This window comes from Amycolatopsis sp. NPDC049159, from assembly GCF_040648295.1.
In the GTDB taxonomy this organism is placed as follows: domain Bacteria; phylum Actinomycetota; class Actinomycetes; order Mycobacteriales; family Pseudonocardiaceae; genus Amycolatopsis; species Amycolatopsis pretoriensis_A.
The window spans coordinates 186,423-199,279 of sequence record NZ_JBEZDL010000001.1 but is presented as its reverse complement, the minus strand read 5'-3'; the positions used below and the strand labels follow the sequence as shown (position 1 = coordinate 199,279).

Sequence of the window (12,857 nt, the reverse complement as noted above, 5' to 3'; positions counted from 1 at the left end):
CAGCATGACCAGAGTCGACTACTACGACGACCCAAACGCCCCCAAGGCCAACAGCATCGCAGTAGCAGTATCGGTCTTCATTCAGGACGATGAAGGTCGAATCCTGATGATTAGACGCACGGACAACGACCTTTACTCCATACCAGGCGGACAGCTTGAGCTCGGCGAGACCCTAGCCGAAGCGGCAGTTCGAGAGGTACGCGAAGAGACAGGTATTGAGTGTGAAGTCACCGACGTGATCGGCCTGTACTCCGATCCCAAACACGTTATAGCTTACACCGACGGCGAGGTGAGGCAAGAATTCTCGATCTGCTTTCGTGGCATCTATGCAGGCGGAACTCTCCGAACTAGCACCGAAAGCAAGGAGGTTACTTGGATTACACAGATCGATCTTGAGCATCTCAACATCCATCAATCGATCATGCTTCGCGTAAATCATGCACTAAGCCGCACTGATTCAGTGTATTTTAGCTAGCTCGAAGATATCGATTCAACCAAATAACGATCAAGCGGAGGCAGAATACTCACCTGATTTCTGCCGCAGCGGAAATCCCCACTCCCCAAGAAACGCCTCGACCATAGCTTGATATTCTCCGGCCTCGAAATCGTCATTAATTATCTCTTGAATTCTTTCACGATACTCTCCGTCCGCCGCTTTCCACTGCTCAACGAGGCTCATCATCCACTCAAGTCTACGTTGACGACGCTGAACCAACTCGGCGCGACACAGACCTAAAATATCCACAGTCTTTTTCCCGCGACCATTTCCAGGCCGTGGCCAGATCCACGAACCCAAGAAGACGATATGATCAGATGGTCGGTCTACATACGGGTTTACCAATCCCTCACCGGGGTCGTAGTAATCTCGCTTCAGATTGTTACATCTTGGACAGACTAGAGTAAGGTTATTCCAGTCCACTACAAGATCTGGAAAACGGGACTTCGGTAGAATATGCTCAATCTGATCATATGTAACCGAGTTTATTTCTGATTCGCAGTAAGCGCAACGACTATCAGTTTCAGACCGCAGCGCAGCCCTGATTTCCTCATGCTTCCAAGGTGTAGGCTTCTTTTCAGTTGCCGCCTTGTACTCTGCAGTCCATTGCTCCGCCTTTTCAGAGAGAACGCCTGGCTTTTCCGACTTCGCAATCCTTCTCATTCTTCAGAGTCGCCTTCCGAGGCAATCTTCCGAGAGAAGGCGTCGATTGCACTAGGCAGTTTCCCTCCCAATCCAGCCGCCTGGAGATCATTCCTAAGACTTATCAAATCGCCAGCCTCAAGGGTCGTCCTCGACAAATATCTAGCAATTATTTCATCAAACTTACTCTCAGCCCAGATCGGCAAGGTGCTCTCCATGCCAAGAACCTTACTAAGCACCTCCTCAGCTGCCGCACTTTTATCTGCAAAGTTCAGCAAATGAGCCTCTACCCGATCTTTTTCGTTGTACTGCAACACATAGACCTTAGAATATTGAGATGCGGTAACAACAAAAGGACTATGAGTCGAAACAATAAACTTAACGTTCGGAAAAGCCGAAAGCAAGCTAGGTATGACTGAACGTTGAAGCGACGGGTGCAGGTGATTCTCTGGCTCATCGAAGCAGACAGTGAAATTGTCATGCTGACGAGACCTGAGGAAGATCTGCCAAGCAAGCTCAAGAAGCGCCGTTATTCCGCCAGACGCGGCATCTAAAGTAAACTGACCCGTACTTGAGTCGATCACAATTTCAGGCGGCATAGCGATCAGTCGCTTGAAGCCAAGGGATTTCGGCAGCAGTATTTTCAATACGTCTTGAAAGCCTGTCCAAACCTCTAAAGCTCGCACATTTGGAGCCAAGGAAGAATTGCCCTCACCGAATATGGCAGCCGACAGTAGCGCCTCTTTCATTCTGAACATCGGCGACTTCAGCTCCGACGCACGGTAGCCACCAATTCGGCCACGAATTTCGGAGAGATACTGCTCGAGTATCTGACCAATCTCGTTGAATTCAGCGGGAAGGTACTCCACTCGCTGATACTCGCTCAGAGATCTATGCGAAGAGAGAAACAGGCCATTCATCATCATTCTAGGGGGCATACTGATGCCTACGCTATATAGCATGGAACCACTGCCGTGTACCGCTACACTTCCCTTTGATCCATCGCTGTAGATGACTCTTCCCACCGTGTGACCCCGGTAAGGCTCCGGCACCGACTGGTCGACCATTTCAGAATCTTCCGGCTCTTCTGCCCACACATTTGACATGTAGGAAATCGTTCCGTCCGCCGCACGATACGGAACAGACAAGAAAGTCGGAGACCACTGAAAGAGCTGCCCAATCAGCGATAGGATGCTAGTTTTTCCTGCACCATTGGCACCCGTGATGACTGTCAGCCTACTTGACAGGTCTAGGTCGACAGACTCAAACTGCCGCCATCCCCGCAGGGTAAGTCGGTCGATTGTTACGTCTTCGCTAGCCAAGGCGATCCAATCTCAAGGTCCAACATCCGGGAGCCAGAATACCTAAACCGATCCAACTCTACTGCCGAACTTGGCTCTATGAGATCAAGGGCGCGCCGCCGGTGGCGGCGCGCCTGTCGCGTATGTAGCCCCTCGCCTGGGCGGCCGCATCCGCTTCCGACACGGCGGGCTGCCGCTCCGCTCCGCCCGCCGGCCGGGCGGTGCGGCCGCCAGCGGGTCACCTGGCGCAGCGCCGCACAGCGGCGGCACACTGGTCCCCAGAGCCAACGTTGGCCTCCTCTGCGAGCGGTCGTGACATACGGGTCGTTCGTGACTCGATCTCCGTTACGCACCGTCGTGAGGGACCTCCATCCCGACGCCGGATCGTGACAACGGCCGGTAGCACCGCGTCAAGACGGTGAAGCGTGTCTTGACCCGGCACCACCGGCCGCGTGCTGGCTTCGTATCGGGATCCAGGGGTAGGTGTGGCCGGCCGCCAGGCCGTCTCCAGGCCGTCAGAGGCCAGGGAGCAGCGACAGACGACGAGAACTAGCGAGACACATCAGTGCAGCTCAGAGGCCGTTTACGGCGAGATGAGCGAGGCCAGCGAAAACCGGCTGAGAAATCCTCGACATCTTCGAGGGGACACAGCAGATTCAGCAGTTGATCGTGGCTCGCCGCGTCCTCGGCAAGTCCAGCGCCGAGCTGAAGTAGGTCGTCCGCGGCCGGCCTCCGGTACCCTCGGGTGCCGGAGGCCGATCGTGACCGAACACATCGAGACCACGCTCCTCGCCGCTGCCGTCGTGCACCGGCCCGGGGATGACACCCCCATCAAGTCGCCGCAGGAATGGGATGCCGAGGGCTGGGACGCCGATCGGCAGGGTCCGAAGGACCTCGACGAAGCCCGGACCGCGCTCGCCGAACGGATCGCCGATCCCCACGCGCCCGACACCGAAGCCGAAGCCGGCGCGTACGACGAGCCGGAGGGCTGAGCCGTGTACGTTCCCTGGCTCGTCGACGCCGCTCGCAGCACCGGGTACCCCGTGGTCGAGGTGCCCGGGTGGCAGACCCGCGGGCACGGCGGCATGCGCGTCGTCGAAGGCGTCGTGGGGCACCACACCGCCACCGCCGATTCCGCGCCCGGGGACTACCCCTCGCTCGACATCGTCACCAACGGGCGCGCCGACCTCGCCGGGCCGCTGTGCAACCTCGGGCTCGGGCGCAGCGGGACCATCTTCGTCGTCGCCGCCGGCTGCGCGTACCACGCCGGTGCGTCGCGGTGGCTCGGGTTCCTCGACGTCAACGACGAATTCCTCGGCATCGAAGCGGAGTCCGCGGGCGCCGGGAGCTGGACGGACGCGCAGCGGGACGCCTACCCGAAGCTCGTCGCCGCGCTGCTGCGGTACATGTCGCGCGGGGTCGAGCGGTACGCCGGGCACAAGGACGTCTGCCTGCCGGCCGGCCGCAAGATCGATCCCGTGGGCATCGACTCCGGGTGGCTGCGCGAGCGAGCCGCCAACCCGGCCGGCGCCGGGCCGCTGGGGGTGGAGGTCGAGCTCCTGGAACGCATCACCGTCACCCCGCCCGACGACGGCGAGCACACGGTCCGCGTCTTCCTGTCCGGCAGCGAGGGCGCGGCGATCGTGGTGCGTCCCCGGTTGAGCGGTGACGGTTCCGTGAAACCCTTGTGGGTACCGGCCATCTTCGCGTGGGGGTCGGATCGCGCGGGGGTCGGGCACAACCCCGGGGAGGTGCCGGGGTACGACGCGAAGCTGACTTCGCACCGGCGTTACGGCGTGCCGGGCGCGGTGTGGGCGGACGTGCGCTACAGCGCGGCGGAGCCGTTCGAGATCGACCTAGTCGGCTGAAGCCGCGGCTTGGTCGTCGAGGAACTCGTCCAGGTAGCGCCACGTCGTGCCGCGGGCCTTGCGGCCGGTCAGGACGCCGAGGTGGCCGCCCGGTGCGGTCTTGAAGCGGACCTCCGGGGCCTTGTCCAGCAGTTCCACCACCCGCTCGACCGACGGCCGCGGGGCGATCGTGTCGTTCTCGCCCGCCACCACCAGCGTCGGGACCCGCACCGACGACAGCGAGATGATCCGCCCGTTCAGGTCGACCTTGCCCTCGGCCAGGTCGTTCGTGCGGAACAAGCGGTGGTACAGCTGGCCGAACGTCCGCCCGGGGTAGGCGTACATGTTGCTCATGAAGTGGTCGACCGCCTCGATCTGGGCGAGGTAGTCGCGGTCGTCCAGGTTCTTCAAGATCGCGATCGGCTTCGTGATCTCCTTGCTGATGCCCGTCGCGCGGAACACGCGGCTGACCAAATAGGACGGTGCGCCGCCGAACGCGCGGTAGATCGGGGTCAGCAGGTGGCCGTTCGTCAGGTCGACCAGCGGGCGGAACGGGGCCACGATCGGGATCGCCGTGAAGTCGACCGGCGAACCGATCGCGGTGATCGACGCGATCGGGAGGTCCGGCTGGTCCGCGTTCACCAGCAGCGAGAAGATGCCGCCGAGCGACCACGACACCAGGTGCACGTCCTGGCCGCCCGCGTCCGCGCTCACCTTGCGGATCGCGCGCGGCAGGACCTCGTCGATCCAGTGCTCGATGCCCAGGCGCCGGTCCGAAAACGCGACCACGCCGTAGTCGACGAGGTAGGCGTTGCGGCCGCCCTCGACCAGGTGCTCGATGAGGCTGCAGCCGCGGCGCAGGTCGAAGCAGATGGCCGGCGCGGCCAGCGGCGGCACCAGCAGGACCGGCGGCCCGGACACCGGGCGGCTGCTGTGCGTCATCCGGTACAGCGAGCGGTTGGGACCCTGGTCGATCAGCACCCGCGGCATCGGGCGCAGGTCGGCGACCCCGCCGTGCAGCACCTTGCCGACCACGTTCGACGCCGCGGCGGCCAGTCGTGCGGGCGGTGAAACCATTTTCTCGAGCCTCCTGCGACGTCCCCGGGCACTTCCGGTCAATCTTGCCCGGTCAGGCCGGTGGACTCAACACCGCCCACGTCCAAATCGGACAGTCGCTAGGCCGTCCGAGTTACTCCGTGCCCGCCCCGGGCGCGCTGTCGGCGGCGCGCGCCTCGTACTCCGCGCGAGCCGGGGAATGGGCCGCTGAAGCCAAAAGCTGGTCGGCTTTCAACGCGCGGGCCAGCGCTTCGCCCGCCCGCCGCGGGAGCAGCCGGGTGAGCTTGCCCATAGTTCCCACGGATCGGGGCACGAACACCTCGAACCGCGGCTTGCGCAGCGTGGCCACGATGGCGTCGGCCACGTCTTCCGGGCGCGAAGACTTGAACAGCTTCGCCTCGCCGAGCCCGCTCGCGAGTTCGGTCCGGACGATCGCGGGCATCACGCACGAGATGCGCACGCCGGACCCGTGCAGCTCCAGGTGCACCGCTTCGGACAGCCCGACGACGGCGTGCTTCGTCGCGCAGTACGTCGCAGCGCCCGGAAAACCCGCTTTGCCCGCGAAGGAAGCGACGTTGACGATGTGCCCGGACCGGCGCGGCCGCATCCGCTTCACCGCTTCGCGGGTGCCGTGGATGACCGCGTGCAGGTTGATCTCCAGCTGACGCCGGGTCGTCGCGTCGCTCTCCTCTTCGAGGTGCGCCAGCGGCATGATCCCGGCATTGTTGATCAGCACGTCGATGCGTCCGTGGCGGCGTTCGACCTCGTCGAGGAACTCGGTGAAGCCGGCGATGTCGGTGACGTCCAGCGGGAGCGCTTCGGCATCCAGCTCGCCGGCGGTCTTCTCGGCCCGCACCTGGTCGAGGTCGCCGATCACCACCTTCGCGCCCAGCCGGGACAGCGCCGACGCGGTCGCCGCGCCGATCCCCTGCCCGCCGCCGGTGATGACGACGACCTTGCCCGCAAGCTCCTCGGCCATGGCGACTCCTTCGTCTGTTGGCACTTCGTCAACAGTGTCACCCCTGACCCGCGATCGCGCTACCCCACGCGCTGCTCGAGGACCTGCCCGACCCATTCCTCGACGTGGAACTGCACGGTGGGCACGAAGCCCTGGCTCTCGTAGTAACGCTGCAGCTCACCGTCGCCGCCGGCCCAGCAGTCGACGCGCACGAGGTCGATCCGGCGCCGCCGCGCCTCGTCGAGCGCGTACTCGATCAGCCTCGCCCCGACGCCACGGCCGGTGAAGCGCCGGGACGTGATCAGCAGGCGGACGTAAAGTTCACGCTCGTCAACCGTCGGCACGTGCGGGTCGTGCTCCTCCGACACGATCAGCGCGCCCGCGGGCTCGCCGTCGACCACCGCGACGCGCAGGCCCGGGTCCGCGGCCATCCCCTTGACGCGTTCGACGCGCTTCGGGACCCGGCTCCACGGCTCGGTCCCCCACTGCTTCGAGCTGCCCCGCGCGACCAGCCATTCGACGGCTTCGTCGAAGAAACCCAGCAGGGTGTCGACGTCCCCGGAATCGCCCGATCGGATGACGGTGTTGTCCATGCCCTTGTTTACCGCACCGGGCGTACGCGCGGGCCGACTTCGGCGATCCACACCGCGTTCAACCGGCGGCTCGCTTCGTGTCATCCGAGCTTCAACGAGCGCTGATTGACTTCCTCCGTTCACGACCTCTCTCGCGACGAGGACAAATTGACACAGTCAGTGCCCGGCGGCGGCGATCCGCTGGCCGCGTTCACGGTCGAACTCGAGGAAATCCAGGCAAAAGCCGCGGCGGCGCAGGAAAAGCTGCGGTCCGCCACCGCCAGCGTGCAGTCGCCGGACGGCTCGGTGTCGGTGACGCTCGGCCCGAGCGGGGTCCTGCAGGACCTCCGGTTCGGCCCGCGTGCGTACGAGCGTCCGCCGCAGGCGCTGGCCGGTCTGGTGCTGCAGCTGGTCGGCAAGGCGCAGCAGAAGGTCTCGGCCGAAGTCGCCGAAGCCTTCAGCGGCATGGTCGGCGAGAGCTCGGCCGCCCGCGAACTGCTCGACGAGTTCCTGCCCCCGCCCGAACCGGACGAGAGCACGCCGCCGCCGGGCAAGAGCGACGTGTTCATGCCGGAGCAGGAGGCGGAGGACCGCACGCCGCGCCCGCCCGCCCCGCCGCACCGCACCCCGCCGCCCCCGCCGCAAGCTCCGCCGCGTCGTCGCCCGCGGCCCGCGCCGGACGAGGACGACGGCGAAAGCAACCCCTGGTAGTACGGAGGAGAACCGGTGGTTTCCGGAGAAGGTTTCTCGGTCGACCCGGCCGAGCTGCAGAAGTTCAGCCAGTTCCTGTCGGGCACCACGCAGCCGGCGGTGCAGGACGCCGCGAACCGGATGCAGGCCGCCAACGGCTTCGACAACGCCGCGTTCGGCATCCTGCTCGCGCAGGTGCTCGCCGTGCCGTCGCGGGTCACGATGGCCGTGATCACGGGTGAGATCACCAAACTGGTGGGCGACATCGGCAAGTCCGCCGAGGACGTGAAGAAGGCCGGCGAAACCTACGCGACCCACGACTCGAACACGGCGCAGGGTCTGAGCACCTTCGAAACGGAGCTGGGCAAGTGACCGTCCCCATCACGTCGGCGAACTCCACCACGGGCGCCGGCGTCTTCGACAGCTGGAAGCAGGTCGGCGACTCGATCGGCAAGGTCCAGACCGAGCACGGCGGCGACCTCGCGGCCGTCAGCGTGGAGCTGGGCATCAACGTCATCAGCGCCGTGCTCGACACCGTCGCGTTCGCGATGGACCCGCTGGCGAAGCTGATCGCGGCGGGGCTCGGCTGGCTGATCGAGCACGTCTCGTTCCTGAAGTGGCCGCTGGACCAGGTCGCGGGCAACCCTTCGGAGGTCACGAAGGTCGCCAACGAGCTGCACAAGATCGGCGAGTCGCTGCGCAACACCGGCACCGAGCTGGACGAGACCCTCAAGTCGACGATCACCCAGTGGCAGGGCAAGGGCTACGACAGCTTCCTCAAGTCGATCAACGACCGGAAGGGCTGGATCGACGCCAACGCCAAGGCGGCCGACGTCGCCGGCTACATGGTCGAGACCACCGGGGCGCTGATCGGCGCGGTCCGCTCGCTGCTGCGCGACATCATCACGACGATCCTCGGCGACATCATCTCCACGATGCTGATCGCCCTCGCGCTCGCCATCCCGACGTTCGGCGCGTCGATCGCCGTCGGGGTGACCAAGTGCGTCGCGACGGTCTCGGTGCAGGTCGCGGCGATGATGGCGAAGCTCGCCAAGGTCGTGGCCTACGCCGGCCGCACGCTGGCACGGCTCACCGGGCTGTCGAAGCTGGTCAAGGGGAAGCCGGGCTCGTCGTCGAGCGCGGGCCACGAGATGACGCCGATGCCGCCGCCGGGCACCGCGATCACCCACGACCGCCCTGGTGGCGGCGCAGCGCCCACCACCCGGCCGCCGGGCGACGGCACGACCCCGAACTTCTCGCGGCCGCTGCCCCCGCCGGGCACGGCGGTCACCCACGACGGTCCCGGTGGTGGCGCCTCCCCGAGCACGCGGCCTCCCGGCGACGGCACCACTCCCAACTTCTCGCGGCCACTGCCGAAGCCACCGGAGCCACCGAAGCCGACGCCGCCGAAGTCGCACCTGAGCGACCACGACATCTCGACGATCAAGAAGCACGAGGACTGGCTCAAGACCAAGTTCGGCGACAGCTACAAGAAGATGAAGTTCGTCGACGACTGGCTCAAGGCCAAGGCACCGGACTACTACCCGATGCTGAAAGCCCTCTCCGACGCGAAGAGCTCGAAGAACTTCGTGGGCTGGGCGGGCAAGGACATCGTGCAGGTCGACCGCGGCCTCACCGACATCCAGATGCAGGCGGAAGCCGCCTGGGCCGAGGAAGACAAGAAGGAACAGCAGCAACAGCCGAAGTAGCGCCGGGCTTCACCAGCAAGTGCCGGGGTACTTCGCCCCGGCCCGGTACTGCCGCTCGAACGCTTCGACCGAGGCGCAGTAGCCGTCGAGAACTCGAGGGTTCACGATGGCTGCTGCGCCCTGCACCGGTGACCAGACGCCGGGGGCGACCTGGAGGGCTTCGGTCGCGCCGCCGGCGCGGTACTGGTCGCGCAAGCGAGCCGGCAGCGACCGCACGGGCACGACCTTCGGGAAGCCGTCCGGGAACGCCGTCGGCGTCGGGCTCGGTGTCGGCAAGGTGACCGTCGTGGCCGGCGGCGAGGGCTCGTCGAACTCCGAGCCGTCGTCGGCCGGCGCTGCGGGCGTGCACGCCGCCACCAGGTAAAACCCCGCCGCGATGACAGCGATCCGCTTCATCGAGCCCCCCTCGTTCCCCGGGGACTTTCGCCGGTGGCGGCTCGCGCGTTACGTCAGGCGACGCCGAGGTGGCGCGAGATCAGCATCTTCTGGACCTCGCTCGTGCCCTCGCCGATCTCCAGGATCTTCGCGTCGCGGTAGAAGCGGCTGACCGGGAACTCGTTCATGAAGCCGTAGCCGCCGAAGATCTGCGTCGCGTCGCGGGCGTTGTCCATCGCCGCGTTCGACGCCACCAGCTTCGCGATCGAGGCTTCCTTCTTGAACGGCTCGCCGCGCAGCATCTTCGACGCCGCCTGGTAGTACGCCAGCCGGGCCGTGTGCGTGCGGACCTCCATGTCCGCGATCTTGAACTGGATCGCCTGGTACTCCCCGATCCGCCGGCCGAACGCCACGCGGTCCTTGACGTACTTCAGGCTCTCGTCCACGCAGCCCTGCGCCAGCCCCACCGACAGCGCGGCGATCGCGACCCGGCCCTCGTCCAAAATGGACAGGAACTGCGCGTACCCGCGACCCCGCGTGCCGACCAGGTTCTCGACCGGGACGCGGACGTCCGAAAAGGACAGCTCGTGCGTGTCCGAGCAGTTCCAGCCGACCTTCGAGTACTTCGGCGCGACCTCGAAGCCCGGCGTGCCCGACGGGACGATGATCGCCGAGATCTCCTTGCGGCCGTTCTCCATCACGTCCGTCACCGCGGTGACGGTGACCAGGCGCGTGATGTCCGTGCCCGAGTTCGTGATGAACGCCTTGCTGCCGTTGATGACCCACTCGTCACCGTCCATGGTGGCGCGGGTGCGGGTGGCGCCCGCGTCCGAACCGCCGCCCGGCTCGGTCAGGCCGAAGCCGCCCAGGGCGGTGCCCTCACAGAGCGAAGGGAGCCACTTCTCCTTCTGCTCCTGCGTCCCGAACCGGAAGATCGGCATCGCGCCGAGGGAAACCCCGGCCTCCAGCGTGATCGCGACCGACGAATCGACCCTGGCCAGTTCCTCCAAAGCCAGGCAGAGCGCGAAGTAGTCGCCGCCCATCCCGCCGAACTCCTCGGGGAACGGCAGGCCGAACAGGCCCATCTCGGCCATCTTCGCGACGATCGCGTACGGGAACTCTTCCTTCTCGTACAGCTCGCCGATGACCGGCGCGACCTCGGCGTGCGCGAAGTCCTCGACGGTCTTGCGGAGGGCCTCGTACTCCTCGTCCAGGCGGAAGTCGATCACTGCTGCTCCTCTTGGGGCGTTACGACGGCAAGGGTTTCGTCCAGCGCGACCTGTTGGCCCACCCGGACGGGAAGTTCGCTGACCACGCCGTCGACCGGCGCGGTGACCGTGTGCTCCATCTTCATGGCTTCGACCACCAGCAACGGCGTCCCGGCCTTGACGACGTCGCCCGCCGCCACCTTCACGACGAGCACGGTGCCCGGCATCGGGCTGGTGACCGGCCCGGCCCCGGCGGCCTCGCCGCGCGACGACAGCACGAATTCCTGTTCCCCGAAAGGGAAACTCCGGCCGTCCCGGGCCAGCCAGACCGTCCGGTCCGGACCGCAGGCGTGGCGGTAGCGGTGGAACCCGCCGGCGTGCCGGATCTCCAGGACATCGCCGTCGCGCCGGGCCGAGACGCGCACCGGGTCGGTGTCGTCCACGACGACGGTCGCGTCGGACGGCGTCCCCTGCACCCGGACCACCGCGCGGGCCGCGCCGGACTTCAGCCGGAACGTGACCCCGCCGGAGCCGCCCATCCGCCAGCCGTCCGGCACGTCCCACGGGTCCACCACGGATCCGGACGGCTGCAGCTCCAGGAACCGGTCGAGCGCGGCCGCGACGAAGAACTCCGCCGGCACGTCGGAAGAGACCAAAGTGGACAGCCGCCGGTCGACCAGCTCGGTGTCGAGCTTGCCCGCGCGGACATCGGCGTCGGCCAAGAGCCCGCGCAGGAACGCCGTGTTCGTGCCGACGCCCAGCAGCGCCGTGTCCGCCAGCGCCAGGTCGAGCCGGTGCAGCGCCGCCGCGCGGTCCGGGCCCCACGCGATGACCTTGGCCAGCATCGGGTCGTAGTTCGAGCCGATCACCGCGCCGCGCGTCATCCACGAGTCGACGCGGACGCCGTCGCCGGCCGGCTCGTGCACCGCCAGCACCGTGCCGCCGGTCGGGATGAACCCCCGTGCCGGGTCTTCGGCGTACACGCGCGCTTCGACGGCGTGTCCGGTGAGGACGACGTCTTCCTGCTTCACGGTCAGGTGTTCCCCGGCCGCGACCCGGACCTGCCACTCGACCAGGTCGAGGCCGGTGACCAGCTCGGTGACCGGGTGCTCCACCTGCAGCCGGGTGTTCATCTCCATGAAGAAGAACTCGTCGGAGTTGTGCGCCGACATGATGAACTCGACCGTGCCGGCCCCGACGTACCCGACCGAGCGCGCGGCTTCGGCCGCCGCCGAGCCCATCTTTTCGCGGGTCGCGGGATCCAGCAGCACCGACGGCGCTTCCTCGATGATCTTCTGGTGCCGCCGCTGCAGGCTGCACTCGCGCTCGCCGAGGTGGATGACGTGGCCGTGCTCGTCGGCCAGCACCTGGATCTCGATGTGCCGCGGCGTCGTGACGAACCGCTCCATCAGCAGCGTGTCGTCGCCGAACGAACCCTTGGCCTCGCGCCGCGCGGACTCGATCGCCGCGTCCAGCTCGTCGGCGGCGTGCACCAGCCGCATGCCCTTGCCGCCACCGCCCGCGGACGGCTTGAGCAGCAGCGGGTAGCCCACCTCCGCCGCGGCTTCCGCGAAGCCGCCGGGCGGGATGTCGACGTCGGACGCGCCGGGCACGACCGGCACGCCGGCCTTCGACACGGTCGCCTTCGCGCGGATCTTGTCGCCCATCGCGTCGATCGCCGCGACCGGCGGGCCGATGAACACGAGACCGGCCGCCTCGCAGGCCCGCGCGAACTCGGCGTTCTCCGCGAGGAAGCCGTACCCCGGGTGCACGGCCTGCGCGCCCGAGGACACCGCGGCGTCGACGATGGCCGGGATGGACAGGTAGCTCTTCGCGGCTTCCGCCGGCCCGATGCGGACGGCGGTGTGCGCCTCGCGGACGTGCCGGGCCTCGGCGTCGGCGTCGCTGTACACCGCGACCGCGCGGATGCCGAGCGCCCGCAGCGTGCGGATGACCCGGACGGCGATCTCGCCGCGGTTCGCGACCAGTACTGAGTCGAACAT

General features: G+C 66.4%; 14 protein-coding genes. 6 read left to right on the top strand and 8 right to left on the bottom strand.

Annotated features, from left to right (window positions below; genetic code table 11):
• Window positions 1-4: 4 nt before the first annotated feature.
• Window positions 5-475: an NUDIX domain-containing protein gene (locus AB0B33_RS00940; RefSeq protein ID WP_360765208.1), complete on the top strand. Its 471-nt coding sequence runs from the start codon at window positions 5-7 to the stop codon at window positions 473-475.
• Between the two features lie 30 nt (window positions 476-505).
• Here the strand turns inward: AB0B33_RS00940 and AB0B33_RS00935 are convergent, their stop codons facing one another.
• A complete protein-coding gene (locus AB0B33_RS00935; protein WP_360765206.1) occupies window positions 506-1,159 on the bottom strand; it encodes an HNH endonuclease in 654 nt (217 codons plus the stop codon).
• Window positions 1,156-2,460 (bottom strand): AAA family ATPase, encoded by a 1,305-nt coding sequence (locus AB0B33_RS00930; RefSeq protein ID WP_360765204.1) that lies wholly within the window; start codon window positions 2,458-2,460, stop codon window positions 1,156-1,158. Before AB0B33_RS00930 ends, AB0B33_RS00935 begins: the two co-directional genes overlap by 4 nt.
• Window positions 2,461-3,200: 740 nt before the next feature.
• On the opposite strand from AB0B33_RS00930, the gene AB0B33_RS00925 reads away from it, so the two are divergent.
• Together AB0B33_RS00925 and AB0B33_RS00920 are read left to right on the top strand one after the other, a co-directional pair.
• The gene (locus tag AB0B33_RS00925) at window positions 3,201-3,431 is read left to right on the top strand and encodes a hypothetical protein (RefSeq protein ID WP_247018959.1); all 231 of its coding nucleotides are present in this window, start codon (window positions 3,201-3,203) and stop codon (window positions 3,429-3,431) included.
• Between the two features lie 3 nt (window positions 3,432-3,434).
• Window positions 3,435-4,307 (top strand): N-acetylmuramoyl-L-alanine amidase, encoded by an 873-nt coding sequence (locus AB0B33_RS00920; RefSeq protein ID WP_360765202.1) that lies wholly within the window; start codon window positions 3,435-3,437, stop codon window positions 4,305-4,307.
• On the opposite strand, the gene AB0B33_RS00915 is transcribed toward AB0B33_RS00920, so the two are convergent.
• From AB0B33_RS00915 to AB0B33_RS00905, 3 genes are all read right to left on the bottom strand, one after another.
• Window positions 4,296-5,363, bottom strand: a complete 1,068-nt coding sequence (locus AB0B33_RS00915; protein WP_360765199.1) for an alpha/beta fold hydrolase — start codon at window positions 5,361-5,363, stop codon at window positions 4,296-4,298. The genes AB0B33_RS00920 and AB0B33_RS00915 overlap by 12 nt on opposite strands.
• A gap of 112 nt (window positions 5,364-5,475) precedes the next feature.
• A complete protein-coding gene (locus tag AB0B33_RS00910; protein ID WP_360765196.1) occupies window positions 5,476-6,321 on the bottom strand; it encodes an SDR family oxidoreductase in 846 nt (281 codons plus the stop codon).
• Between the two features lie 59 nt (window positions 6,322-6,380).
• Window positions 6,381-6,893: a GNAT family N-acetyltransferase gene (locus AB0B33_RS00905; RefSeq protein WP_360765193.1), complete on the bottom strand. Its 513-nt coding sequence runs from the start codon at window positions 6,891-6,893 to the stop codon at window positions 6,381-6,383.
• A 147-nt stretch (window positions 6,894-7,040) separates the two neighbouring features.
• On the opposite strand from AB0B33_RS00905, the gene AB0B33_RS00900 reads away from it, so the two are divergent.
• From AB0B33_RS00900 to AB0B33_RS00890, 3 genes are read left to right on the top strand one after another with little or no spacing between them, the layout of a single operon-like run.
• Entirely contained in the window at window positions 7,041-7,583 is a 543-nt protein-coding gene (locus AB0B33_RS00900) for a YbaB/EbfC family nucleoid-associated protein (protein ID WP_360765191.1), read from the top strand.
• 15 nt (window positions 7,584-7,598) lie between these two features.
• On the top strand, window positions 7,599-7,934 hold the full coding sequence (locus AB0B33_RS00895; protein WP_360765188.1) for a hypothetical protein: 336 nt from the start codon (window positions 7,599-7,601) through the stop codon (window positions 7,932-7,934).
• On the top strand, window positions 7,931-9,271 hold the full coding sequence (locus AB0B33_RS00890; RefSeq protein ID WP_360765186.1) for a hypothetical protein: 1,341 nt from the start codon (window positions 7,931-7,933) through the stop codon (window positions 9,269-9,271). Before AB0B33_RS00895 ends, AB0B33_RS00890 begins: the two co-directional genes overlap by 4 nt.
• Window positions 9,272-9,280: 9 nt before the next feature.
• Here the strand turns inward: AB0B33_RS00890 and AB0B33_RS00885 are convergent, their stop codons facing one another.
• From AB0B33_RS00885 to AB0B33_RS00875, 3 genes are read right to left on the bottom strand one after another with little or no spacing between them, the layout of a single operon-like run.
• Window positions 9,281-9,667, bottom strand: coding sequence for a hypothetical protein (locus tag AB0B33_RS00885; RefSeq protein ID WP_360765183.1), 387 nt, complete (start codon window positions 9,665-9,667; stop codon window positions 9,281-9,283).
• A gap of 53 nt (window positions 9,668-9,720) precedes the next feature.
• Window positions 9,721-10,875: an acyl-CoA dehydrogenase family protein gene (locus AB0B33_RS00880; protein WP_360765180.1), complete on the bottom strand. Its 1,155-nt coding sequence runs from the start codon at window positions 10,873-10,875 to the stop codon at window positions 9,721-9,723.
• Window positions 10,872-12,857, bottom strand: a complete 1,986-nt coding sequence (locus AB0B33_RS00875) for an acetyl-CoA carboxylase biotin carboxylase subunit (RefSeq protein WP_360765177.1) — start codon at window positions 12,855-12,857, stop codon at window positions 10,872-10,874. Before AB0B33_RS00875 ends, AB0B33_RS00880 begins: the two co-directional genes overlap by 4 nt.